Genomic DNA, 24,417 nt, shown 5'->3' on the forward strand with positions numbered 1-24,417 from the left:
TGAAGTTGAATTTGCTTTACTTTTGTTTGACCAGGTGACGTTTGATGCCAAGCCTTTTGCGGCCGTTGCGCCGTCTTATTCGAAATTCTGCCGTTCAAAGTCTTAGACAGAAACTCCTGTTCGGACGGTTCGACCCGGTCGTGCCGGGAGAGCCAATTGTCCCCGGCGGGCTGGCGCAGATTGATGCTTATTTCGATCGCCGGGAAAATCCTTACCGCCACGCGAAAAAAGTGATCCCCGACATCAGGCTGAACCTGCAAAAGGTGAAAGCCCGCCAGCTGCCCGGCCCGGAAATGCCTCCGAAACCGGGGCATACCAACGATGCCCGCAAGAAATACAAGGAACTCTGCGCCGAGTTCGGCGGCAAATCAGAGCTGCTTGCCCTGCACGCGCTGGTGTGCGCCCTGCTCCGGCGCCGCGGCTGCCCGCCAAGATACCGGCGGCTGTTTCTGCGGATGTGGCGGGAAGAAGGCCGCTTCCTTGCTTCGCAGCTGGAGACCAGATGGCTGATCTCTGCCGCGACCAGTTTTTCCGATGCTGGCGAGACAGTTGAGCAACGGCTGGCAGGGCAAGCCTTTGCGCTGGTCTTTGACCTGATCAAACTTCACGACAGTGAACGGCGCCTGTCTGGATGCCCGAATTCGGTTGCCTTCCGCTTTAATGCGATGGAGGACCGCTATCCTTTGGCATTTGATCTGTCTCCTTACTCCTTCGAGTATGGGGATTTGGACTTTTCAATTCTTTCACGGCTGAACAAACTTGCAAATTCCGATCCTGTGATTGAACCATTGGGCGCGCAGCTGCTGTCCAGGCTCATCTGCGATCACCGATCAATCTTTGCCAGAACGCAAAAGCTCAAACACCCAAGGAAGGTCCAGCCCGTTGGAAACGGCAAAATCAGATCCGGCTTGGGGCATCGTCAGCACAATCAAGGCTGACGCCAAGGACATCTTGAATTTTGCCGCCTACCATCTGGACCTGGGCGCGCACCGGCTGCACATCTATCTGGATGAGCCGAACCCGGACGCCTATGCGCATCTGAAACCGCACCCCAAGGTGCGGGTCACGGTCTGTGACGCAACCTATTGGAAGCGGCGCAAATTGAAGCGCCCGGTCAAGCATCAGGTCCGGCAGACGCAAAACGCGACCCACGCCTATGAACGGATCCAGACGGACTGGATTGCCCATATCGACGTCGATGAGTTTCTTTGGCCGCTTGCGCCCCTGCCCCGATTGCTGGCGGAACTGCCCCAGGAAACCCTGAGCGCCCGGATCCGCCCGGTTGAGGCCCTGGCCGGACGGGACGGGGAATTCAAGGCGATGCTGCCCGACACCAGCGAACGCGAAGCAGCGGTGCGCAATATCTATCCGGCCTATGGGGTTTTCCTCAAAGGCGGCTTCCTGAGCCATACCGCAGGCAAGATTTTCGCCCGCACAGGCCAGGAAAACGTTCAGCTGCGCATCCACAACATGTACCAGAACGGCCAGAAAGTCTCAGCCGCCTGCGAGCTGAAGCAAGCGGACCTGTGCCATTGCCACGCCTTCAGCTGGGATCACTGGCAATCGGTTTACAGGTTCCGCCTTGAACGCGGCTCCTACCGGCCCGGCCTGGCCCCGGGCTTTGCCAGGCTTGCAGGCGGGCTCAGCGCCCATGAGCTGATCTCCATGATCGAAGAGGAGCATGGCCCCCAGGGCCTGCGCGCCTTCTTTGATGAGGTGAGCGCCAGGGATCCGGATGTCTACCGGAATTTGCAGCAGGAGGGGCTTTTGAGGATTCGCCCCCTCGGCCTGGAGGAGAAACGGAGAAAACACTTCCCCGGTTTCGGCTGAATTGTTTCCATTTTGCCGATCCTAGCAACGAAAATCCTGCAAAATCCGGCGTTAATTGACCTTCGCAAGGTATTTTGCTATGCCCCGCCTCGAGCCGGAAGCTGCCACGCCGCATGACCTTTGCGGAACCGGCTGCAACATACACGCGCGGGCCAGGTCAGTGTCCGCAATGACGGATGCATATGACAAAATTCACCGATCTGAACCTTAATCCCAAGGTCCTCAAAGCAGTTGATGAAGCCGGCTATGAAAGCCCCACCCCGATTCAGGCAGGGGCTATTCCGCCCGCGCTGGAAGGGCGTGACGTCTTGGGAATCGCCCAGACAGGCACCGGCAAGACCGCGTCGTTCACGCTGCCGATGATCACGCTTCTGGCGCGCGGCCGTGCCCGCGCCCGGATGCCGCGCAGCCTGGTGCTGTGCCCCACCCGCGAGCTGGCCGCCCAGGTAGCGGAAAACTTCGACACCTATGCCAAGCACGTGAAGCTCACCAAGGCGCTGCTGATCGGCGGCGTCTCGTTTAAGGAGCAGGACGCGCTGATCGACAAGGGCGTCGACGTTCTGATCGCAACGCCCGGCCGCCTTCTGGACCATTTCGAGCGCGGCAAGCTGTTGCTCACCGGCGTGCAGATCATGGTGGTGGACGAGGCCGACCGGATGCTCGACATGGGTTTCATCCCGGATATCGAACGCATCTTCTCGCTGACGCCGTTCACCCGCCAGACCCTGTTCTTCTCTGCCACCATGGCGCCTGAGATCGAGCGGATCACCAACACCTTCCTGTCGGGTCCGGCCCGCATCGAAGTGGCCCGCCAGGCCACCGCGTCGGAGACCATCGAGCAGGCCGTGGTGCAGTTCAAGGCCTCGCGCCGCGACCGCGAGGGCAGCGAAAAGCGCAAGGTTCTGCGGGCGCTGATCGACGCTGAGGGCGACAAGCTGACCAACGGCATCATCTTCTGCAACCGCAAGACGGATGTGGATATTTGCGCGAAATCGCTCAAGAAATACGGCTATGACGCGGCAGCAATCCATGGTGATCTGGACCAGAGCCAGCGCACCAAAACGCTGGATGCCTTCCGCGAGGGATCCTTGCGCATCCTGGTGGCCTCCGACGTTGCTGCGCGCGGCCTGGACGTCCCCAGCGTCAGCCATGTGTTCAACTTCGACGTGCCTGGCCACGCCGAGGACTACGTCCACCGTATCGGCCGCACCGGCCGAGCAGGCCGCGAAGGCAAGGCAATCACCATCTGCATCCCGCGCGACGACAAGGCGCTGGCCGCAGTGGAAGGCCTGATCCAGAAGGAAATTCCGCGGCTGGAAAACCCGGTCAAGCCGGAGCCCAAGAAAGAAAAGCCGACCCGTTCGGCCAAGCCGGAAGTCGAAGCCCGCGAGCCGCGCAAGGACGAGCCCCGCAGCAGCCGCCGGGACGAAAAGCCGGCGCAAAAGCCGGAGCGCGAGCGCTCCTCCGGCGGCCGCGGGAAATACGGCAAGCGCGACGACAAGGTTGTGGTCGGCATGGGCGATCATCTGCCCAGCTTCATCGCGCTCAGCTTCGCCGAACGCCGCGCAAGCTGATCCTGCAGAACTTAGCATACAAGGCCGCTCCCGCCGGGGCGGCCTTTTTCATTGCCACAGCGGCCAGGCCGTTGCCAGCCCTTGCACCTGCAGCATGGCGACCTTTGCAGCTGCAGCATATCGGGTCTTCGATCTTGGCCGGCGTAATTCTGCGAAAAGCGGCGTAATGCATCTTCAACACTGAAACGCGCCATTGAAGATGGGCCACGCCATGAACACCACCGACACCAAGACCCTGAGCATCTCCCAATTCCAGGCCATTGAGGCCCGCGCCCATGAGCTGCGCGCGGAAGCCTTTGCCAATGTCATGCGCCGCCTGTTCCGCGCCCTGTTCAGCGCCCCGCGCAAAGTGGTTTCCTGCCCCAGCTGCGCCCGCCCGCTGCACGGCTGAAACATCCACCGCGCCTGGTGGAGCCGCCATTGAATTGAAAACGCCGCGCGCCCGAACGGGCCGCGGCGTTTTCAATTTTCAGACAGGGGGGGCCGTGCCCGTACCGCGGGTCCGTCAGGCACCATGGCGCAAGGCACAATGGGGCCTGCCGCATCTCTGAGGCGGCTTGGGCCGGGCGGGAGAACCGCCCTGCCCTTTCCCCGCGGCAGGATCAGCGCATACGGCTGACCACCACCGTCACTTCGGGCTTCTTGCCGATTTCGGCCTGCGCGGTCTGGCGGGTGATGCGGCGCAGTTCCTGTTCCAGCTTGTCATCGTCGCGCAAGGTTTTCGCGCCTGCCCGCATCAGGAACTGATTCAGGTCCTCCTCCAGCACCTCGACCAGCGCGGCATTGGAGGTCCCGGTCTCGGCCAGGCCTTTAAGATCGCACCAAGGCTCACCCAGCGGCTCGTCTTCCTCGTCCAGGATCACCGTCACCAGCACATGGCCGTTCAGCGCCATGCGGATGCGGTCGCGCACGATGCCGTCCAGCGCGCCGTATTTGACTGAGCCGTCCAGATAGGTGCGGCCGGTCTCAATCCATTCGGTCACCTTGGGCGCGTCGCCGGTCAGGTCCATCATCATGCCGTTCACCACAACTGCGCTGGCGATGCCCTTTTCCTCGCCCAGGCGGGCGTGCTGGCGCAGGTGGCGGTGCTCACCGTGCATCGGAATCAGCATCTTGGGCTTCAGCAGGTTGTGAACAACCTCCAGGTCCGGGCCGTTAGCGTGGCCAGAGACATGGTAGAGGCCGGAGCTGTCATCGACCACATCAACGCCCATTTCGGAAAACTGGTTGATGATGCGGATGACGCCCTTTTCGTTACCCGGGATGGTCTTGGAGGAGAACAGGAACAGATCGCCCTCCTTCAGCTCCAGACCGCGGTACTTGCCGCGCGCCAGCTGCGCGGTGGCGGCGCGGCGCTCGCCCTGGCTGCCGGTGGTGATCAGCATCAGGTTGTCGCGCGGCACATTATTGGCGTCTTCCGGGCTGATCACCTTGGGGAAGTCCACCAGCACGCCAGTTTCCACTGCCGCCTCGATCATCCGGCGCATGGCGCGGCCCAAAAGGACCACGGAGCGGCCGGCCTTCACACCGGCCTCTGCCAGGGTTTTCACCCGTGCGACGTTGGAGGCAAATGTGGTGGCAGCGACCAGGCCCTTGGCCTCGGAGAACAGCTTGGTGATCTCCTCCGGCAGCTCGGATTCCGAGCGGCCCGGATGCTGCGAGAACACATTGGTGGAATCGCAGACCAGCGCCTGAATTCCGTCCTTTGCGATCTCCGCCCACATTTCCGGGTCGAAGGGTTCACCGACCAGGGGGTTTGCGTCCAGCTTGAAGTCGCCGGTGTGCACAACGCGGCCAGCCGGGCTGTCGATCACCAGCGCGCCGCTTTCGGGGATCGAGTGGCTCATCGGGGCAACACCGATGGTGAAGGGCCCGAGCTTGGTTGTTTCCGGCCAGGCTGCGACGGTGTGCACATTGGCCGGATTGTGGCCGGCCTCCTCCATCTTGCGGCGCGCCAGGTTGGCGGTGAAGGCGCGGGCGTAGACCGGCACGTTCAGATACGCGTAAAGGTGGGCAATGGCGCCGATGTGGTCCTCATGCCCGTGGGTGATGAAGATGCCTTCCAACCGGTCGGCGCGCTCCTTCAGCCAGGTGATGTCGGGCATGATCAGGTCTACACCCGGGGTGGTGTCCATGTCCGGGAAGGTCACGCCCAGATCCACCAGGACCAGCCGTTCCTTGCCCTGCGGGCCATAGCCGTAGACATAGGCGTTCATGCCAATTTCACCCGCCCCGCCCAGGGGCAGGTAGATCAATCTATCACTGCTCATGCGTCAGTACCGTTTTCCTTGTTGTATTTATGGATGATCTGCAGCCCATGCATGGTGAGATCATCCTCATATGCGTCAAACAGATCGGCAGATTGCTGGAACAATGGCGCCAGCCCGCCGGTTGAGATTACTTTCATCGGCACCGCGCGTTCCGCCTTGATGCGGTCGCAAATCTCGCGCACGAGGCCGACATAGCCCCAGAACACGCCGGATTGCATACAGGCGACGGTATTGGTGCCGATCACGTTCTGCGGCTTGGAAATGTCCACATGGGGCAGCGCGGCAGCGGCCTGATGCAGGGCTTCCAAGCTGAGGTTCACGCCGGGCGCGATCACCCCGCCGACATAGGCACCGTCCTCTGCCACCACGTCGAATGTTGTGGCGGTGCCAAAATCCACCACGATCAGATTGCCGCCATAGGTGTCAAACCCCGAAACCGTGTTGACCAGCCGGTCGGGGCCGACGGCGGTGCCTTCGTCCACCCTCACCGCGACGGGCAGCAGGCATTCGGGTTTGCCAACCACCAAAGGCCGCGTGTTGAAATAGCGGTCCGCCAGCACACGCAGGTTGAACACCACCCGCGGCACGGTGGAGGAGATGATCATATCGGTGATATCCGCTTCGATCCCCTGCAGCCGCATCAGCGTGTTGAGCCAGACGTAATACTGATCGGCGGTGCGCTGCCATTCAGTGGCGGTGCGCCACATGCCGATGAACTTCTCGCCGTCATAGATCGAGAAGACCGTATTGGTATTGCCGCAATCAACTGCCAGAAGCATTGCTGCCCCTTCCTAGAAATAGATGTCGGCCGCGGGAATGCTGACGCGGCCCTTGGCGGTGTTTAGGACAAGGTTGCCGCTGGCGTCCACCGTTTCAAAGGTGCCTTCGGTCTCGGAACTGGCGGTACGGGCGGTGATCACCTCGCCCAGCTTGGCGGCACGCGACAGCCATTCGGTGCGGATCGGCTCGAACCCGTAGGTTGCGAACTGCTGCTCGTAGCGCGCAAAAGCCTCTGCCACTGCTTCCAGGAATTCCTCCGGCGTGACCTGTACACCGGTTTCCGACAACAGAGACACCGGCCAGACCGCGCCGGGCTCCAGCCATTCCTTCATCGGCGTTTCCACCAGGTTAACGCCGACGCCGACAAACAGGTGATTGACGCCCTGCCCGTTGCCTGCGCTTTCCAAAAGGATGCCAGCCAGCTTGCCGCCCTTCAGCAGCACGTCGTTAGGCCATTTCAGCGACAGGCCCTCGCTGCGGCCGGTGACCGCGACACAAGCATCATAAACGGCCAGTGCAGCCACAAAACTGCGCAGTGCCGCCTGGTCCGGCGCGCCTTCGGGGCGCATCACCAGGGTGGCGGCGAAGTTGCCCTTGGGGTCTTTCCAATCACGCCCGCGGCGGCCGCGCCCCTGGGTCTGGCGCAGCGCCAGGATCCACTCGGGACCCGACAGTTCCCCGGCAATGCGGGCGGCTTCGCTCAGTGTGCTGTCCACCTCGGCGAGCACCCGTTTCCCATATCCTGCTGGCCAGCTCATCTGCATTCCTTAAAAAGTGCGAAAGGCCCGGTCACAAGACCGGGCCTGTCCAGCCTGCCTGAAAAGCAGATCAATTTACAAGGGTTGCCGCGGCAGCGGCGGCAGCGCCGTCGATGCCGAACTGGTAGACCACGCCCACCAGCATCAGCGCCGCAGAGGCCATCAGAGCCACGCCCAGAACCGGCGAGCCCTTGGCCTCCACATCGTCCTCGCCGGTGCCGAAGTACATGTAGAAGACAATCCGCAGGTAATAAAACGCACCGATGACCGAGGCTACGGCAGAGGCAATGACCAGCGTCATCAGGCCAGCATCGACACCCGCCTGCCACACCCCGAACTTGGCAAAGAAGCCCAGCATCGGCGGCACGCCAGCCAGCGAGAACATCAGGATCAGCACCGCCAGCGCCTTGCCCGGCTCGCGCGCGGCGAACTGGTTCAGGGCCAGGATGTCGGTCACGGGCTTGCCGTCCTTCTCCAGCATCAGGATGAAGGAGAAGGTGCCGATGTTCATGGTGACGTAGATCGCCAGGTACACCAGCATCGCGGTGATGCCCTGCTCGGTGCCAGCCGCCAGGCCGATCATCGCATAGCCCATGTGGGCGATGGAGGAGAACGCCATCAGCCGTTTGATGTCGCGCTGGCCGATTGCCGCGATGGCGCCCAGGAACATCGACAGCACCGACAGCACCACGATGATCTGCTGCCAGTCAGCGATTGCGCCGCCGAAGGCGTCAAACAGCACACGGGCAAACAGGCCCATGGCCGCAACCTTGGGTGCGGTGGCAAAGAAGGCGGTCACAGGCGTCGGCGAGCCCTCATAGACGTCCGGGGTCCACATGTGGAACGGAACCGCCGAGACCTTGAACGCCATGCCCGAGATCATGAAGACCAGGCCGAACAGCATGCCGATAGACATATGGCCCTGCTCCGCCACCTGGATGATGCCCGCGAACTGTGTGGTGCCCGCAAAGCCGTAGACCAGCGACGCACCGTAAAGCAGCAGGCCGGAGGACAGCGCGCCCAGCACAAAGTATTTGAGGCCCGCCTCGGTCGACTTGACGCTGTCGCGGCGCATCGCGGCGACGACATAAAGCGACAGCGACTGCAGCTCCAGCCCCATGTAGAGTGACATCAGGTCGCCAGCGGAAACCATCATCATCATGCCGACAGCGGCCAGCGCCACTAGGACCGGGTATTCAAACCGCAGGATGCCGCGGCGCGCCATGTAGTCCTGGCCGATCAGTAGCACAGCCGAGGCACCCAGCAGCAATGCCACCTTGGCAAAGCGGGAGAAGCCGTCGTCGATGAACATGCCATTGAACGCCGTCTGAGTGCCGGCCGGGCTGGAAGCGATCCAGAAGGCGACCAGCGCCAGCAGCGCTGCCGTGCTCCAGACCAGCGGCACCGCCAGCTTGTCCTTGCCGGTGTAGACGGCGCCAATCAGCGCCGCCATGGCGTAAAGCGCCAGAACGATCTCTGGCAGGATTACGGTAAGATCAGCTTGGATCATCTGCCTGATGCTCCCTTAGTGCGACGCAATCTGGGTCGCGGCGGGCGCAGTGTCCGCAGCAGCCAGAGACTGGTTGAAGTTTGCAATCAGCGCCTCAGTCGAGGGGCTGATGATGTCGGTGACCAGCGACGGGTAGACACCCAGCAGCAGGGTCATGACGACCAGCGGCGCAAAGACAAAGCGCTCACGCGCAGACATGTCCCTGATGCCCATCAGGCTGCCCTTGATCAGGTCGCCGAACACCACGCGGCGGTACAGCCACAGCGCATAGCCGGCCGAGAAGATCACGCCGGTTGCCGCCACTGCGGTCACCCAGGTGTTTTTCTGGAAGGCGCCCATCAGGGTCAGGAATTCGCCGACAAAACCGGAGGTGCCCGGCAGGCCTACATTGCCCATGGTGAAGAACATGAAGACCAGCGCATAGGCGGGCATCCGGATCACCAAACCGCCGTAGGCGTCGATGTCGCGGGTGTGCATGCGGTCATAGATCACGCCCACGCAAAGGAAGAGCGCGGCGGAGATGAAGCCGTGTGACAGCATCTGGAAGATGGCGCCGTCGATGCCCTGCTGGTTGGCGGCAAAGATGCCCATGGTGACAAAACCCATGTGCGCAACCGAGGAATAGGCGATCAGCTTCTTCATGTCCTCCTGCACCATCGCCACCAGCGAGGTGTAGACCACGGCGATGGCCGACATCCACAGGACCACATCGGTCATCACATCCGCGCCCACCGGAAACATCGGCAGGGAGAAGCGCAGGAAGCCGTAGCCACCCATCTTCAAGAGGATCGCCGCCAGCACCACGGAGCCTGCAGTTGGCGCCTGCACGTGCGCGTCCGGCAGCCAGGTGTGCACCGGCCACATCGGCATCTTCACCGCGAAGGAGGCAAAGAAGGCCAGGAACATCAGTGTCTGCGCACCGCCCACGATGTGAACACCCAGCACGTCAAACGACGCCGCCGAGAAGCTGTGGGTCAAGAGGGTCTCAATATCGGTGGTGCCGGCATCCACATACATGAAGACCATCGCCACCAGCATCAGCACCGAGCCGAAGAAGGTGTAGAGGAAAAACTTGAAGGAGGCGTAGATCCGCTCCTTGCCGCCCCAGATGCCGATGATCAGGAACATCGGGATGAGGCCCGCCTCGAAGAACAGGTAGAACAGCACCAAGTCCAGCGCCATGAAGACACCCAGCATCAGGGTCTCCAGGAGCAGGAAGGCGATCATGTATTCCTTGACCCGGTCAGTGACCGACCAGCTGGCCAGGATGGTCAGCGGCATGATGAAGGTGGTCAGCATCACAAACAGAACCGAGATGCCGTCAACGCCCATCTTGTATTTCAGGCCAAAGATCCACTCCCGGTCCTCGACGAACTGGAAGCCGGTGTTGGCCGGGTCGAACTGGGAATAGATGCCCAGGCTCACCAGGAAGGTGATGGTGGTGGCAAAGAGCGCAACAAACTTGGCGTTGCGCTGCGCCGCCTTATCCTCGCCGCGCAGGAACAGGGCCAGAATGGCCGCCGCGAGCGCCGGGATGAAGGTGACAATAGAAAGGAGATTGTCCATCAGTGCGCTCCTCCGCCGATCGACATCCAGGTGACCAGGGCTGCAATGCCCAGCACCATCCAGAAGGCATAAGTGAAGATGTAACCGGACTGTGCGCGTCCAGCGAGACGGGTGAAGAAGGGCACAACGCCCATGGCCAGACCGTTCAGGAAACCGTCGATGGTGTTCCCATCGCCGCGTTTCCAGAAGAAGCGGCCGAGTGCAACGGCCGGTTTAACGAAGATCACGTTGTAGATCTCGTCAAAGTACCACTTGTTCAGCAGGAACAGGTACAGCGGGCGCTGCTGCTTGGCCAGGTGGGCGGGCAGCGACGGGTTCCAGATATAGAACCACAGCGCCAGCACCAGGCCGCCAATCATTGCCATGAACGGGGACAGTTTCACCCATTTCGGCGCCGCGTGGGCATCCTCCAGAATGTGGTTGTCCGGCGCGATGTAAAGCGCGCCCTCGCCCGGCTTGCCGGCAAACACATAGTGGTGCTCGCCTTCGCCACCATGGGCGGCTTCTTCGCCGTGCGAGGCTTCGTCTCCGTGGCTTGTGTCTTCGCCATGCGCTTCCGCTGCGGCTTCAGCCACCGGGATGCCGTAGAACTTGCCGACCTGATCGGCGTGGCCGAAGAAGCTGCTGTACCACAGCATGCCCGAGAAGATCGCGCCCAGAGCCAGTACGCCCAGCGGCACCAGCATGGTCCAGGGGCTTTCATGCGCGTGGTCGTGTGTGTGCTTGTCGCCGCGTGCCTCGCCATAGAAGGTCATGAAGATCAGGCGCCAGGAATAGAAGGAGGTCATGAAGGCCGCGATCACCAGCGCCCAGAAGCCGAACATCGAGCCGCCCGCATAAGCGCTTTCGATGATCGCGTCCTTGGAGACAAAGCCGGCAAAGCCAACCCAGCCGCTGAGCGGAATGCCGACACCTGTGATTGCCAGGGTGCCGATCATCATCGCCCAGAAGGTATAGGGGATCTTCTTACGCAGCGCGCCGTAGTTCCGCATGTCCTGCTCGTGATGCATCGCGTGGATCACCGAACCGGCGCCAAGGAACAGCATCGCCTTGAAGAAAGCGTGAGTGAACAGGTGGAACATCGCCGCCGAGTACATGCCGACGCCAGCCGCCACGAACATGTAGCCCAGCTGCGAACAGGTCGAGTAAGCAATCACGCGCTTGATGTCATTCTGCACCAGGCCAACAGTGGCCGCGAAGAACGCGGTACAGGCGCCAAGGGCAGTGATGAAGGCCGCGGCCTCAGGCGCGAACTCGATCAGCGGCGACATGCGGCAGACCAGGAACACGCCCGCGGTCACCATGGTCGCCGCGTGGATCAGCGCCGACACCGGGGTCGGACCCTCCATCGCGTCCGGCAGCCAGGTGTGCAGGATCAGCTGTGCCGATTTGCCCATCGCGCCGACAAACAGCAGGAAGGCCAGCAGGTTCGCCGCGTTCCATTCGGTCCACAGGAAGGACACCTGGGTTTCCGCCAGCGTCGGGGCCGACGCAAAGATGTCAGACAGGTTGATACTGTCGGTCAGGAAGAACAGCCCGAAGATCCCCAGCGCAAAGCCGAAATCGCCGACGCGGTTGACGATGAAGGCCTTCATCGCCGCTGCATTCGCCGAAGGTTTGCGGTAGTAGAAGCCGATCAGCAGGTAGGAGGCGACACCGACGCCTTCCCAGCCAAAGAACATCTGCACCAGGTTGTCGGAGGTCACCAGCATCAGCATCGCGAAGGTGAAGAACGACAGATAGGCAAAGAAGCGCGGCTTGTAGCTTTCGCCCTCTTTCCACTGCGGATCATGGTCCATGTAGCCGAAGGAATAGAGGTGCACCAGCGAGGACACCGTGGTGATCACGATCAGCATGATCGCGGTCAGCCGGTCCAGGCGGATCGCCCAGGAGGTCGACAGCGAGCCGCTTTCGATCCAGCGGAAGATCTCGATGTTCTGGGTCACCCCGTCAAACGACAGGAAGGTGATCCAGCTGAGCAGCGCCGCCAGGAACAACAGCGCCGTGGCGGTCACGGTGGCGGCTTTCTCGCCGATCATCTTGTGGCCGAAGCCGCAGATAATCGCGCCAACCAGCGGGGCGAAGAGGAGGATGGTTTCCATGTTTCTTTAGCCCTTCATCACGTTGACGTCTTCGACGGCGATGGTGCCGCGGTTGCGGAAGAAACAGACCAGGATCGCCAGGCCGATGGCCGCCTCAGCTGCGGCCACGGTCAGCACGAACAGGGTGAATACCTGCCCCACCAGATCGCCCAGGAAGCTGGAGAATGCGACCAGGTTGATGTTCACCGCCAAGAGCATCAGTTCGATGCTCATCAGGAGGATGATCACGTTCTTGCGGTTCAGGAAGAGCCCGAAGATGCCGATGACGAACAACGTCGCCGCGACGGTCAGATAATGTTCAAGTCCGATCATTGGATCACAGCCCCTGCCCCGGTTTCACGTCCTTGAGCTCCATCGCCGCTGCCGGATCGCGCATCATCTGGGCAACCACGTCCTGGCGCTTGACGTCGGTGCGGTGGCGCAGGGTCAGCACGATTGCGCCGATCATCGCCACCAGCAGGATCAGGCCCGCCAGCTGGAACAGAAGGAAATATTGATCATAGATGATGAGGCCGAGCGCCTCGGTGTTGTGGCGGTCGGCAGGCACCGGATTGGCCAGCAGCTCAGGCGCCTTGTGCGCGGTTTCCCAGACGCCGAAGGCCATCACGAACTGCATCAGGATCACCAGGCCAATGAGCAGCGCCAACGGCATGTAGCGCGCCATCTCCGCCTTCAGCTCGGCAAAGTCCACGTCCAGCATCATCACCACAAACAGGAACAGCACCGCGACCGCGCCCACGTAGACGATGACCAGCAGCATGGCGACGAACTCCGCCCCCAGCAGCACAAACAGCCCGGCCGAGGAAAGGAAGGCCAGGATCAGCCACAGCACCGAATGCACCGGCTGGCGGCTGATCACGGTGAACAGCCCGCCGGTAATGGCGCTGATGGCGAAGAGGTAGAAGGCAAAAACGCTCATGTCTCATCGTCCCTTTTTTCGTCCATGACCGCCTGCGCCAGATCCAGCGCCCGGTTCATGGCCGGAATGCCGGCAAACACCGACATCTGTCCGATCGTTTCCACGATCTCTTGTTTCTTGGCGCCGGCCGCGAGGGCGTGGCGCACGGTCTGGCGCACGGCACTGTCAGCCTGCGCGCCCTGCATTGTCAGACCGGCCAGTGTCAGCAGCAGCCGGGTCTTGGCATCCAGCCCGTCCTTGTTGACGGTGTTGCCGAACATCATTTCCATGACCTCTTTGGGCATGGTGGGCCACAGCGCCTCGAACTCCTTGAAAGCCTCGGTCGGCGAGAAGTTTTCCAGCGCTGGATTGAAGGCCTTGGCCATCTCCTGCGCCTGGGTCTGCATCTGGGCCATCATGGCCTCGAAAGGGTTCTTGGGATCTGTCATCGGTACGGCGCGTCGATTTCCAGGTTTCGGGCAATCTCTGCTTCCCAGCGTTCCCCGTTCGAGAGCAGCTTCTCCTTGTCATAGAAAAGCTCCTCGCGGGTCTCAGTGGCGAACTCGAAGTTCGGGCCTTCGACAATCGCATCCACCGGGCAGGCTTCCTGGCAGAAACCGCAGTAGATGCATTTGGTCATGTCGATGTCATAGCGCGTGGTGCGGCGGCTGCCGTCCTCGCGCGGTTCCGCGTCGATGGTGATCGCCTGTGCCGGGCAGACCGCCTCGCACAGTTTACATGCGATGCAGCGCTCCTCGCCGTTCGGGTAGCGGCGCAGCGCGTGCTCGCCGCGGAAGCGGGGCGACAGCGGGCCCTTTTCGTGCGGGTAGTTCAGGGTGGCCTTGGGGGCGAAGAAGTACTTCAGCCCCAGTTTGAAGCCGACCCAGAAATCCTGCAGCAGGAAGTATTTGGCGGCGCGGGTGTAGTCGATGTTCGCCATCAGTTAGCCTCCCACGGTCCAGCGGGCGAAGATGCCCCAGAACCAGTCAAATTTTGCAGCAAAGGACACGAAGACCACCCAGGCCAGCGAGAACGGCAGGAACACTTTCCAGCCCAGTCGCATCAGCTGGTCGTAGCGGTAGCGCGGGGTGATCGCCTTTACCATTGCGAAGAGGAAGAAGAAGAACGCCATCTTGGCAACCATCCACAGCACGCCATCGGGCAGGCCCGGGATCGGGGATAGCCAGCCGCCGAAGAACAGCAGCGTGGTCAGCGCGCACATCAGGAAGATGGCGATGTATTCACCGGCCATGAACAGCAAGAACGGGGTCGCAGAGTATTCCACCTGGTAGCCCGCAACCAGTTCCGATTCCGCTTCCGGCAGGTCGAACGGCGGGCGGTTGGTTTCCGCCAGCGCCGAGATGAAGAACAGGAAGACCATCGGAAAATGCGGGATCCAGTACCAGTTCAGCAGGCCCAGATCGCCGTCCTGCGCGCGCACGATGTCGCCGAAGTTCATGCTGCCGGTGGAGATGATCACGCCAATGATGATGAGGCCGATGGAGACCTCGTAGGAGATCATCTGCGCCGCAGACCGCAGCGAGCCCAGGAACGGGTATTTCGAGTTCGACGCCCAGCCGCCCATGATGACGCCGTAGACCTCCAGCGAGGACACCGCGAAGACATAGAGGATGGCGACGTTGATGTCGCTGAGGACCCAGCCGTCGTTGAAGGGGATCACCGCCCAGGCAATCATCGCCAGCACGAAGGAGGTCATCGGTGCCAGGATAAAGACGGTGCGGTCGGCGCCGGCCGGGATCACCACTTCCTTGACCACATATTTCAACGCGTCGGCCACCGATTGCAGCAGGCCGTAGACGCCCACCACATTCGGGCCCCGGCGCATCTGGACCGCGGCCCAGATCTTGCGGTCCCCGTAGACGAGGAACAGGAGCGAGATCATCACAAAGGCAACAACTGCAAGCACTTGCGCCAGGATCAGAACAGCGATGCCGCCTGGAGTGTTAAAGAAATCAGCCATAGGTCCTCACACCGTGGGTATTCCGTTCGCCGCGCAATCCGCGACCACGACTTCGGCGTCAATGGTGCGCAGCCCGCGCGGCAGAGAGGGCGAAATCAGATAGACCGCGTCCGCGGCCCGGCTGCCCCCTGCCTGTTTCGTTGTCGTGCGCACATGGCGCGCAAACCCGTAATCCCGGATCAGCGCGTATTGCGCGGCGGCGCATTCCGCATAGTCGTCAAGGTCTTCCTGCGCGAACACTCCGCGCATGGAGACGTGAAATTGCACCAGATCGCCCTCCAGCAGGCTGGTTTCCACCCCTTCGTAAACCGGGGCGGGCCGCTCTCCTTCGCTGCCGGGTGCCATTGCGCAGGCTGCCAGCAGGAAGGGCGATATGAGGGCGAAACGGATCATTCGGCGGCCATTGCTTCGTTTCCGCGGGCTTTCACACCTGCCGACAGTTCCGCCATCAGTTGCGATGCGCGGGCAATCGGATTGGTCAGGTAGAAGTCCTTGATCGCGGGCAGGAAATCGGCGTTGCCGAGTTTGTCCTGCTCCAGCGGCGCGCCGTCCTTTTCGGCCACTTCGTCGATCTGCGCCAGATGCGGAACCTCTGCAACCAGCGCCTGGCGCAGCTGTGCCAGCGAGTCATAGCCCAGCTTGGCATCTGCTTCGGCGCTGAGCGCGCGCAGGATGGCCCAGTTTTCCTTGGCCTCACCCGGTGCAAAGCTCGCACGCATCGCCAGCTGCGGACGGCCTTCGGTGTTCACGAACAGGCCGTTTTCTTCCGTGTAGGCGGCACCTGGCAGGATCACGTCGGCGCGGTGCGCGCCGCGGTCGCCGTGGGAGCCCTGATAGATCACGAATGCGCCCGCGTCGATTTCCACTTCATCGGCGCCGAGGTTGTAGATCACCTCTGCCCCGTCAATAGCCGCTTCCATGCCGCCCTCAGACACCGCACCGATGTCCATCGCGCCCACGCGGGAGGCCGCGGTGTGCAGCACCATCAGCTTGGAACCGGACAGTTCCGCCATCTTCTGGGCCGCTGCCAGGACCGCCAGGCCGTCGGCCTCGCGCAGGGCGCCCTGCCCCACAATGATCACGGTTTTTTTGTTGTCGCGGGTCTCCTCCGAAACGCCCTTGTCGATCATATCGCTGAGCGCGTCGCGGCCGGTGCCTGCGTGGTAGTACTCATAAGTCAGATCCGCCGCCGGGCCGATCAGTGCCACTTCGGCACCCTTGGCCCAGGCTTTGCGGATGCGGGCATTCAGCACCGGTGCCTCGTCACGCGGGTTGGTGCCGATCAGCAGGATCATTTCCGCGTCATCAAGGTCTTCGACAGTGGCGGTGCCTGCATAACCGGCGCGGTTGCCGATAGGCAGACGGGCGTTATCAGTGCGGCATTCAACCTTGCCGCCCAGCCCCTCGACCAGCTGCTTCAGCGCAAAGGCTGCCTCAACGGACGCCAGATCGCCGATCAGGCCAGCAATTTTTTTGCCTTTCATGGCGCCGGCTGCGGCAGACAGCGCCTCCGACCAGCTGGCGGGCTTCAGCTTGCCGTCAACGCGAACATAAGGGCGGTCAAGGCGCTGGCGGCGCAACCCGTCCCAGACAAAGCGGGTCTTGTCGCTGATCCACTCTTCGTTCACGCCGTCGTGGTTGCGCGGCAGGATGCGCATCACTTCGCGGCCCTTGGTATCCACGCGGATGTTCGAGCCAAGCGCGTCCATCACGTCGATGGTTTCGGTCTTGGTCAGCTCCCACGGACGGGCAGTAAACGCGTAGGGCTTCGACGTCAGCGCGCCCACCGGGCACAGGTCGATGATGTTGCCCTGCAGGTTCGATTGCAGCGTCTGGTTCAGGTAGGAGGTGATCTCCGCATCCTCGCCGCGCCCGGTCTGGCCCATCTGGGTGATGCCCGCGACCTCGGTGGTGAAGCGCACGCAGCGGGTGCAGGAGATGCAGCGGGTCATGGTGGTGGCAACCAGCGGGCCGAGGTCCAGATCGTCCACCGCGCGCTTGGCTTCCTTGAAGCGGCTGCCCGACAGGCCATAGGCCATCGCCTGGTCCTGCAGGTCGCATTCGCCGCCCTGGTCGCAGATCGGGCAATCCAGCGGGTGGTTGATCAGCATGAATTCCATCACGCCTTCGCGGGCCTTCTTGACCATCGGCGAGTTGGTTTTCACCTGCGGCGCCTGGCCTTCAGGGCCGGGGCGCAGGTCGCGCACCTGCATCGCGCAGGAGGCAGCGGGTTTCGGCGGGCCGCCGACAACCTCAACCAGGCACATGCGGCAGTTGCCGGCAATCGACAGACGCTCATGGTAGCAGAAGCGCGGGATCTCGACACCAGCCTCCTCACAGGCCTGGATCAGGGTCATTGCCCCTTCCACCTCGATCTCGGTTCCGTCAATGTTGATCTTGCGGAGGTCAGACATGGTCTATTTCGCCCTCAGTAACACGCCGATCGCGCTGTTTTTCTCAATCTCTGCACGGCCATAGGCGCAGAATGTTTCGGGTTCGCCGTAGTCGACGCCGTTCTGCGCCAGGAGCTTCTCTCCCTTGGCGCGCATCCGGGCTTTTTCGGCATCAGATTCGATGTAATCGCGGATTTCCGCGTCCGTGTACCCCAGCGCGTTGGCCCGCGATTTGAGCCGGCGCAACTCGCCCAGGCCTTTCAGATACCGCGGGGAAATATCGTCGCAATAATCGGCGACTTCCTTGGCCATGGCGACGGCAAACAACGGGTCTTCAATTTCCTGCACATCGCGCAGCGACGGTTTCGCCAGCGCTGCGGCAGGCAGGGCTACAACAGTGGACAGGGCAACGGCTATCAGGGCACGCATGGGATGGGACTCCTTCAGTTTCGAAGCCCCCATGCGCAGGCTTGCGCGGCTGCTATTCAATAGCAGCCGGGCCGTCAGGCCCTGATATGCCGGAATTCCGCTCACGGGTTGCAGGTTCCCTGGAACAGGGCCTTGCCGTCAGCCAGCGTCACCTGTGCCGCATCGTCGTTAGGGTCGTTCACCCAGTCGATTTTGGAAGAACCGTAATTCACCACGCAGTAGGTCGTGCCGGCATGGGCCGCAGCCTCCCGCGCGCCTTTGACAGAGCGCTCGGCACCCTTGATTTCGATCTGGAACAGGGCCCGGTTGACTTTCTTGTCAACCGGCTTGGCCTTGGCCTTGAATTGAACGCCGTCGTAAAGAGGCCGGTTACTGGTGGAGGACCCGCAGGCCGACACCAGCGCTGCGGCTGCCAGAAGGGCTGCAGGCAAGGCCAGCCGGTATGTTTTCAGAATGCTCAAAATACTGCCGCCAAAGTAAAAATTGCCAGGCCGCCCATACAGGACCAGCCGATCACGTAGAAGATGGAGCGCAAGCCCCCATGCGGTTTGCCACTGCCGCGCAGATGGACGAGGATCATGATCACCCGCGACAATAGCACCAGCGAGGCCAGCAAATTCACCCAGAACGGCGCAGCGCCCGCGAGAATTGCCGCCAGTGTCACGGTCAGGAATGCCGGCAGCGTTTCGCATCCATTCAGATAGGCCCGGTTCAGCCGGTAAGCCTTTTCCGCATAATCCTCATCCGGCGTGGCCCCGGGAGCAAGACCCGCCTTTTGCTTGGCCAGCGCCGAAAACGGCGACAGCGCCAGGATGATCAGGGTAAAGATCACCAGCGCGGCCAGGGCATGGGAGTATGCGGCGAAGGCTTCCATTGGTTACTCCGCCGCCATCGCGCCCATGCGGCCCGATTTCTGAGCCTTGATGCGGTCTTCGATTTCCTCGCGGAAGTTCTTGATCAGGCCTTGGATCGGCCAGGCCGCCGCGTCGCCAAGGGCGCAGATGGTGTGGCCTTCGACCTGCTTGGTCACGTCCCACAGCATATCGATCTCTTCCAGCTCGGCCTCGCCCTTCACCAGGCGGTCCATGACGCGCATCATCCAGCCGGTGCCTTCGCGGCACGGGGTGCACTGGCCGCAGCTTTCGTGTTTGTAGAACTTGGACAGCCGCCAGATCGCCTTGATGATGTCGGTTTGCTTGTCCATCACGATCACCGCCGCGGTGCCAAGGCCGGAGCCAAGCTCGCCGCGCAGGTAGTCGAAGTCCATGATCGCGTCACGCATGTTCTCGCCGCGCACGCAAGGAACAGAGGAGCCGCCAGGGATCACCGCCAGCAGGTTGTCCCAGCCGCCGCGGATGCCGCCGCAATGTTTCTCGATCAGTTCCTCAAAGGAGATCGACATCGCTTCTTCAACGACACACGGGTTGTTGACATGGCCCGAGATCGCAAACAGCTTGGTGCCCGCGTTGTTCTGGCGGCCAAAGCCCGCGAACCAGTCGGCGCCGCGGCGCAGGATGGTGGGCACCACCGCGATGGATTCCACGTTGTTCACAGTGGTCGGGCAGCCGTAAAGACCAGCACCTGCCGGGAACGGCGGCTTCATCCGGGGCATGCCCTTCTTGCCCTCCAGGCTTTCGATCAGGGCGGTTTCCTCGCCGCAGATATAGGCCCCTGCCCCGTGGTGCAGGAAGACGTCGAAATCCCAGCCGGAGCCGGCCGCGTTCTTGCCAAGCAAGCCCTTGTCATAGCATTCGTCGATCGCGGCCTGCAGCGCCTCGCGCTCGCGGATGTATTCGCCGCGCAGGTAGATGTAGCAGGTATGCGCGTTCATCGCGAAGGAGGCGATCAGCGCGCCCTCGATCAGCGTGTGCGGATCGTGGCGCATGATTTCCCGGTCTTTGCAGGTGCCGGGCTCGGATTCATCTGCGTTGATAACCAGATACGCCGGGCGGCCGTCGCTTTCCTTGGGCATGAAGGACCATTTCAGACCCGTGGGGAAGCCCGCGCCGCCGCGGCCGCGCAGGCCGCTGTCCTTCATCGTCTGAATGATCCAGTCGCGGCCCTTTTCGATGATGCCCGCCGTGCCGTCCCAATGGCCGCGCGCCTTGGCGCCCGCCAGGTTACGGTCGTGCATCCCGTAAAGGTTGGTAAAGATCCGGTCCTGATCCTTCAGCATGTTTGCCTACCTTTGGCTGTCCCGGCGCATGCGCCAGAGTTGAAATATGTTGACCAGGGCATAGATCATGCCCGCCAGCGCGGCGAAGTCGAACAGCAGAGCATAGCGCCCCGGCAGCCCCAGCATGGGGCCGATGAACAGCGACAGCACGACCCACAGCGAAATGGTCCCGGCAATCACAAGCGCGATGTGCCGGCCCTTTGCTGCTATAGCTTGGTCCTGTTCCTTGCTCATCTGTTCCCTACACCCGGGCGCGGCCCCTGGGGGCCGCCTCCCGATCAGTCTTCCTTGTCGTCGTAGATGTGCTCTTCCTTGGCACGTTTGGCGAATTCGGTCTCATCCCCGACGGCAAGGCGTTTGGCCTGTTCGATCCAGCCGTCGCGGGCGATCCGCCCCTTGAACTTGAGCCGCGCATCAACCCAGGCGACCTCTGCCTCAGTCCATTCAGCGATCTGGTCAAAGTGGAAGAACCCCAGTTCGTTCAGCTTTTCTTCCAGCTTGGGGCCTACCCCCTTCAAGAGCTTCAGGTCGTCCGGTAGGCCGCCGCGGGCTTCCTTCAGCAGTTCCGGCTCTTGCTCATCAGCGGCAGGCGCGTCGTCCTTCTTGGCTTCGGCGGCCTGTTTCACCGCAGGCTTGGCTGCTTCGGGCGCCTTGGGCGGCGCGCCCGCGGCTGCGCGGCCGGCAACAACGCCGTCCTTGCCAACCCAAGGGGTCAGCAGCGGAACCTCGTCGCCCTGGATGCGCTTGACGCCGTCCTTGACGTCCACCGCCAGCTGCACAGATGCGTTGTACTGCGTCTTGCCGCTGTCAAATTCGGTCAAAGAGGTGAGGCCGGATTTCGGCTCAGCCGCATAACGGCCGTTCTGCGGGCCGGGCGTGACGTCCTTGCCCGCCGCCAAATCGTCAAGCAGCTTCGTGAAGCTCTCAACGGTCAGGTCCTCGTAGTAGTCCTTGCCGATCTGCGCCATCGGGGCGTTGGTGCAGGCGCCCAGGCATTCGACCTCTTCCCAGGTGAACTTGCCGTCCGCCGACAGGGTATGCGGCTTCTCGTTGATCTTTTCCTTGCAGACCGCCACCAGGTCCTCTGCTCCGCAGATCATGCAGGACGTGGTGCCGCAGATCTGGATATTGGCAACGGAACCGGTCGGTTGCATCTGGAACATGAAGTAGAAGGAGCAAACCTCCAGCACCCGGATATAGGCCATGCCGAGCATATCGGCGATGTGCTCGATCGCGGGTTTGGTGACCCAGCCCTCCTGCTCCTGCGCCCGCCACAAAAGCGGAATGACCGCCGAGGCCTGGCGGCCCTCAGGGTATTTAGTGATCTGCGCCTCGGCCCAGGCCTGGTTGGCCGGGGTGAAGGCAAAGCTGTCGGGTTGTTCAGAGTGCAAACGGCGGAGCATTAGCGGTCAATCTCTCCAAATACGACGTCCATGGTGCCGATGATGGCGGCGACGTCGGCCAGCTGGTGGCCCTTGGCAACGTGGTCCATCGCCTGCAGGTGCAGGAAGCCCGGCGCGCGGATCTTGGAGCGGTAGGGCTTGTTGGACCCGTCCGCCACCAGATAGACGCCGAACTCGCCCTTGGGCGCCTCGACGGCGGCGTAAACCTCGCCTGCCGGGACGTGGAAACCTTCGGTGTAGAGCTTGAAATGGTGGATCAGGCTTTCCATCGAGGTCTTCATGTCGCCGCGCTTGGGCGGTGTCAGCTTGCCGCGGGCCAGCACGTCGCCGGTGGCTTCGCGCAGCTTGGCAATCGCCTGACGGATGATCGAGGTCGACTGGCGCATCTCTTCCATGCGGCAGAGATAGCGGTCGTAGCAGTCGCCGTTTTTGCCGACGGGGACCTGGAATTCGAACTCGTCATAGCATTCATAGGGCTGCGCGCGGCGCAGGTCCCAGGCAAGGCCGGAGCCGCGCACCATGACGCCGGAGAAGCCGTATTCCTGGATGTCCTTCTCCGTCACCACACCAATGTCGCAGTTGCGCTGCTTGAAAATGCGGTTTTCGGTCAGGAGACCGTCGATATCGTCCAGCACCTTGGGAAATTCCATCGCCCAGAGGTCGATATCATCCAGCAGATCGTCCGGCAGGTCCTGATGCACGCCGCCGGGGCGGAAGTAGGCCGCGTGCAGGCGTGCGCCGCAGGCCCGCTCGTAGAAGATCATCAGCTTTTCGCGCTCTTCAAAGCCCCACAGCGGCGGGGTCAGCGCGCCGACGTCCATTGCCTGCGTGGTGACGTTGAGGAGGTGGTTCAGCACCCGGCCGATTTCCGAGTAGAGCACCCGGATCAGCTGCCCGCGGCGCGGCACCTCGGTGCCGGTCAGCTTTTCGATGGCGAGGCACCAGGCGTGTTCCTGGTTCATCGGCGCCACATAGTCGAGGCGGTCGAAATACGGCAGGTTCTGCAGGTAGGTGCGGCTTTCCATCAACTTTTCGGTGCCACGGTGCAAGAGGCCGATATGCGGGTCGCAACGCTCGACGATCTCGCCGTCGAGTTCGAGCACTAGACGCAAAACGCCGTGCGCCGCGGGGTGCTGCGGGCCGAAGTTGATGTTGAAGTTGCGGATCTTCTGCTCGCCGCTCAGCGCGTCGACGCTGCCGTCGTCATACTTGGCGTCAAATTTGGAGCCGTCCATCATTGCGCCCCCTCCTTCTCGTCGCCGGGCAGGATGTATTCGGCACCTTCCCACGGGGACATGAAATCAAACTGGCGGTATTCCTGCACCAGCTTCACCGGCTCGTAGACCACGCGCTTTTGTGCCTCGTCATAACGGACTTCGGTGTAACCGGTGGTCGGAAAATCCTTGCGCAGCGGATAGCCGCGGAAGCCGTAGTCGGTCAGCAGACGGCGCAGGTCCGGATGGCCGGAGAACAGGATGCCGAACATGTCGTAGACTTCCCGCTCGAACCAGTTGGCAGAGGGGTGAACGTTCACGATCGAGGGCACCATCTCATCCTCGCGCACGGCGGCGCGCAGGCGGATGCGCTGGTTCCGGTACATCGACAGGAAGTGGTAGACCACGTCGAACCGCTTGCCGCGCTCCGGATAATCCACCGCGGTGATGTCCACCAGGGTCGAAAACTTGCAGTTCGGGTCCGATTTCAGGAACTCCACTAAACCGGCGATATTCGAGGGTGTGACGTCGATGTTCAGTTCGTCAAAGGACACGTCCCAGGCCACAACGCAATCGGGGCGTTTGGCTTCGATCTGGGCGCCAAGCTCTTGCAGTGCTTCAGTCATATCTTCTCCGCCCCTCCTTAGCGCACCAGGGTGCCGGTGCGGCGGATCTTGCGCTGCAGCTGCATCAGGCCATAGAGCAGCGCCTCAGCCGTCGGCGGGCAGCCCGGCACATAGACGTCGACCGGCACAACCCGGTCGCAGCCGCGCACCACGGAATAGCTGTAGTGGTAATAGCCGCCGCCATTGGCGCAAGAGCCCATCGAGATCACATAGCGTGGCTCGGGCATCTGGTCGTAGACCTTGCGCAGGGCCGGCGCCATCTTGTTGGTGAGGGTACCCGCCACGATCATCACGTCCGACTGGCGCGGGGAGGCGCGCGGCGCGATGCCAAAACGCTCCGCGTCATAGCGCGGCATCGAGGTGTGCATCATCTCCACCGCGCAGCAGGCCAGGCCAAAGGTCATCCAGTGCAGCGAACCGGTGCGGGCCCAGTTGATAATATCTTCTGCCGAGGTGAGCAGGAAACCCTTGTCCTGCAGTTCGGCATTGATGGCCCGGGTGACAACTTCCTTGTCCACGCCCGCCGAGTTGGGTCCGGTCATCACTGCCATTCCAGGGCCCCTTTCTTCCACTCATAGGCAAAGCCGATGGTCAGCACACCCAGGAATACCATCATCGACCAAAAACCGAGGTCGCTGATGTCCTTGAACCCGACGGCCCAGGGGAACAGGAAGGCAATTTCCAGGTCGAAAATGATGAAGAGAATCGAGACCAGATAGAACCGGACATCGAATTTCATGCGGGCATCGTCAAAGGCATTGAAACCGCATTCATAGGCGCTGACCTTTTCCGGGTCCGGGTTGCGGACCGCCAGCACCACGGCTGCCAGGATCAGGACAATCCCCAAACCTGCCGCAACGGCCAGGAAGACCAGGATCGGCAGGTATTCCCTCAACATCTCTTCCAA

27 protein-coding genes are annotated in these 24,417 nt (G+C 62.0%); 4 read left to right on the forward strand and 23 right to left on the reverse strand.

Annotated elements, in window-relative coordinates; all coding sequences use genetic code 11:
- Window positions 1–44: 44 nt before the first annotated feature.
- The 4 genes from ACXAHG_RS09415 to ACXAHG_RS09430 all read left to right on the forward strand — a co-directional run bounded on the left by ACXAHG_RS09415 (window position 45) and on the right by ACXAHG_RS09430 (window position 3,795).
- Window positions 45–938: a hypothetical protein gene (locus ACXAHG_RS09415; protein WP_475056977.1), complete on the forward strand. Its 894-nt coding sequence runs from the start codon at window positions 45–47 to the stop codon at window positions 936–938.
- A complete protein-coding gene (locus ACXAHG_RS09420; protein ID WP_475056978.1) occupies window positions 883–1,830 on the forward strand; it encodes a glycosyltransferase family 2 protein in 948 nt (315 codons plus the stop codon). The genes ACXAHG_RS09415 and ACXAHG_RS09420 overlap by 56 nt, the downstream gene beginning before the upstream one ends.
- 182 nt (window positions 1,831–2,012) lie before the next feature.
- Window positions 2,013–3,404: a DEAD/DEAH box helicase gene (locus ACXAHG_RS09425; RefSeq protein ID WP_475056980.1), complete on the forward strand. Its 1,392-nt coding sequence runs from the start codon at window positions 2,013–2,015 to the stop codon at window positions 3,402–3,404.
- Between the two features lie 199 nt (window positions 3,405–3,603).
- The gene (locus ACXAHG_RS09430; protein WP_475056981.1) at window positions 3,604–3,795 is read left to right on the forward strand and encodes an RSP_7527 family protein; all 192 of its coding nucleotides are present in this window, start codon (window positions 3,604–3,606) and stop codon (window positions 3,793–3,795) included.
- A gap of 211 nt (window positions 3,796–4,006) precedes the next feature.
- On the opposite strand, the gene ACXAHG_RS09435 is transcribed toward ACXAHG_RS09430, so the two are convergent.
- From ACXAHG_RS09435 to ACXAHG_RS09545, 23 genes are all read right to left on the reverse strand, one after another.
- Window positions 4,007–5,674, reverse strand: coding sequence for a ribonuclease J (locus ACXAHG_RS09435; RefSeq protein ID WP_475056982.1), 1,668 nt, complete (start codon window positions 5,672–5,674; stop codon window positions 4,007–4,009).
- On the reverse strand, window positions 5,671–6,453 hold the full coding sequence (locus tag ACXAHG_RS09440) for a type III pantothenate kinase (RefSeq protein ID WP_475044054.1): 783 nt from the start codon (window positions 6,451–6,453) through the stop codon (window positions 5,671–5,673). The genes ACXAHG_RS09435 and ACXAHG_RS09440 overlap by 4 nt, the downstream gene beginning before the upstream one ends.
- 12 nt (window positions 6,454–6,465) lie before the next feature.
- Window positions 6,466–7,212 (reverse strand): biotin--[acetyl-CoA-carboxylase] ligase, encoded by a 747-nt coding sequence (locus ACXAHG_RS09445; RefSeq protein WP_475056984.1) that lies wholly within the window; start codon window positions 7,210–7,212, stop codon window positions 6,466–6,468.
- Between the two features lie 70 nt (window positions 7,213–7,282).
- Window positions 7,283–8,722: an NADH-quinone oxidoreductase subunit NuoN gene (gene nuoN, locus ACXAHG_RS09450; RefSeq protein WP_475056985.1), complete on the reverse strand. Its 1,440-nt coding sequence runs from the start codon at window positions 8,720–8,722 to the stop codon at window positions 7,283–7,285.
- 15 nt (window positions 8,723–8,737) lie between these two features.
- Entirely contained in the window at window positions 8,738–10,288 is a 1,551-nt protein-coding gene (locus tag ACXAHG_RS09455; protein ID WP_475056986.1) for an NADH-quinone oxidoreductase subunit M, read from the reverse strand.
- A complete protein-coding gene (nuoL, locus tag ACXAHG_RS09460; RefSeq protein WP_475056987.1) occupies window positions 10,288–12,390 on the reverse strand; it encodes an NADH-quinone oxidoreductase subunit L in 2,103 nt (700 codons plus the stop codon). Before nuoL ends, ACXAHG_RS09455 begins: the two co-directional genes overlap by 1 nt.
- Before the next feature lie 6 nt (window positions 12,391–12,396).
- Window positions 12,397–12,702, reverse strand: coding sequence for an NADH-quinone oxidoreductase subunit NuoK (gene nuoK, locus ACXAHG_RS09465; RefSeq protein WP_008553673.1), 306 nt, complete (start codon window positions 12,700–12,702; stop codon window positions 12,397–12,399).
- 4 nt (window positions 12,703–12,706) lie between these two features.
- Window positions 12,707–13,309 (reverse strand): NADH-quinone oxidoreductase subunit J, encoded by a 603-nt coding sequence (locus ACXAHG_RS09470; protein WP_039145419.1) that lies wholly within the window; start codon window positions 13,307–13,309, stop codon window positions 12,707–12,709.
- Window positions 13,306–13,737, reverse strand: a complete 432-nt coding sequence (locus ACXAHG_RS09475; protein WP_475056989.1) for a carboxymuconolactone decarboxylase family protein — start codon at window positions 13,735–13,737, stop codon at window positions 13,306–13,308. The genes ACXAHG_RS09470 and ACXAHG_RS09475 overlap by 4 nt, the downstream gene beginning before the upstream one ends.
- The gene (gene nuoI / locus ACXAHG_RS09480) at window positions 13,734–14,228 is read right to left on the reverse strand and encodes an NADH-quinone oxidoreductase subunit NuoI (RefSeq protein ID WP_019295985.1); all 495 of its coding nucleotides are present in this window, start codon (window positions 14,226–14,228) and stop codon (window positions 13,734–13,736) included. The genes ACXAHG_RS09475 and nuoI overlap by 4 nt, the downstream gene beginning before the upstream one ends.
- Before the next feature lie 3 nt (window positions 14,229–14,231).
- Window positions 14,232–15,269 (reverse strand): NADH-quinone oxidoreductase subunit NuoH, encoded by a 1,038-nt coding sequence (gene nuoH / locus ACXAHG_RS09485; RefSeq protein WP_039145417.1) that lies wholly within the window; start codon window positions 15,267–15,269, stop codon window positions 14,232–14,234.
- Between the two features lie 6 nt (window positions 15,270–15,275).
- Window positions 15,276–15,662 (reverse strand): hypothetical protein, encoded by a 387-nt coding sequence (locus ACXAHG_RS09490; protein ID WP_475056990.1) that lies wholly within the window; start codon window positions 15,660–15,662, stop codon window positions 15,276–15,278.
- Window positions 15,659–17,683 (reverse strand): NADH-quinone oxidoreductase subunit NuoG, encoded by a 2,025-nt coding sequence (gene nuoG / locus ACXAHG_RS09495; RefSeq protein WP_475056991.1) that lies wholly within the window; start codon window positions 17,681–17,683, stop codon window positions 15,659–15,661. Before nuoG ends, ACXAHG_RS09490 begins: the two co-directional genes overlap by 4 nt.
- Window positions 17,684–17,686: 3 nt before the next feature.
- On the reverse strand, window positions 17,687–18,091 hold the full coding sequence (locus tag ACXAHG_RS09500; protein ID WP_475045308.1) for a DUF5333 domain-containing protein: 405 nt from the start codon (window positions 18,089–18,091) through the stop codon (window positions 17,687–17,689).
- 101 nt (window positions 18,092–18,192) lie between these two features.
- Entirely contained in the window at window positions 18,193–18,522 is a 330-nt protein-coding gene (locus ACXAHG_RS09505) for a hypothetical protein (RefSeq protein WP_475056993.1), read from the reverse strand.
- A gap of 26 nt (window positions 18,523–18,548) precedes the next feature.
- Window positions 18,549–18,965 carry an MAPEG family protein gene (locus ACXAHG_RS09510; protein WP_475044073.1) on the reverse strand — a complete coding sequence of 139 codons (417 nt, stop codon included), beginning with the start codon at window positions 18,963–18,965 and terminating at the stop codon, window positions 18,549–18,551.
- A gap of 3 nt (window positions 18,966–18,968) precedes the next feature.
- Window positions 18,969–20,267, reverse strand: a complete 1,299-nt coding sequence (gene nuoF / locus ACXAHG_RS09515; RefSeq protein WP_475044075.1) for an NADH-quinone oxidoreductase subunit NuoF — start codon at window positions 20,265–20,267, stop codon at window positions 18,969–18,971.
- Window positions 20,268–20,273: 6 nt separating this feature from the next.
- Window positions 20,274–20,501, reverse strand: coding sequence for a DUF5337 domain-containing protein (locus ACXAHG_RS09520; RefSeq protein ID WP_475044077.1), 228 nt, complete (start codon window positions 20,499–20,501; stop codon window positions 20,274–20,276).
- A gap of 44 nt (window positions 20,502–20,545) precedes the next feature.
- Window positions 20,546–21,670, reverse strand: coding sequence for an NADH-quinone oxidoreductase subunit NuoE (gene nuoE / locus ACXAHG_RS09525; protein ID WP_475056995.1), 1,125 nt, complete (start codon window positions 21,668–21,670; stop codon window positions 20,546–20,548).
- Complete coding sequence (locus tag ACXAHG_RS09530; protein ID WP_475057062.1) at window positions 21,670–22,905, reverse strand: NADH-quinone oxidoreductase subunit D; 1,236 nt, start codon at window positions 22,903–22,905, stop codon at window positions 21,670–21,672. Before ACXAHG_RS09530 ends, nuoE begins: the two co-directional genes overlap by 1 nt.
- Complete coding sequence (locus ACXAHG_RS09535; RefSeq protein WP_475056996.1) at window positions 22,905–23,510, reverse strand: NADH-quinone oxidoreductase subunit C; 606 nt, start codon at window positions 23,508–23,510, stop codon at window positions 22,905–22,907. Before ACXAHG_RS09535 ends, ACXAHG_RS09530 begins: the two co-directional genes overlap by 1 nt.
- A gap of 17 nt (window positions 23,511–23,527) precedes the next feature.
- A complete protein-coding gene (locus ACXAHG_RS09540; protein WP_475044082.1) occupies window positions 23,528–24,061 on the reverse strand; it encodes a NuoB/complex I 20 kDa subunit family protein in 534 nt (177 codons plus the stop codon).
- Window positions 24,052–24,417, reverse strand: a complete 366-nt coding sequence (locus ACXAHG_RS09545; RefSeq protein ID WP_019295998.1) for an NADH-quinone oxidoreductase subunit A — start codon at window positions 24,415–24,417, stop codon at window positions 24,052–24,054. The genes ACXAHG_RS09540 and ACXAHG_RS09545 overlap by 10 nt, the downstream gene beginning before the upstream one ends.

The sequence above is a fragment of the Leisingera sp. ABD4_442 genome, assembly GCF_056160905.1.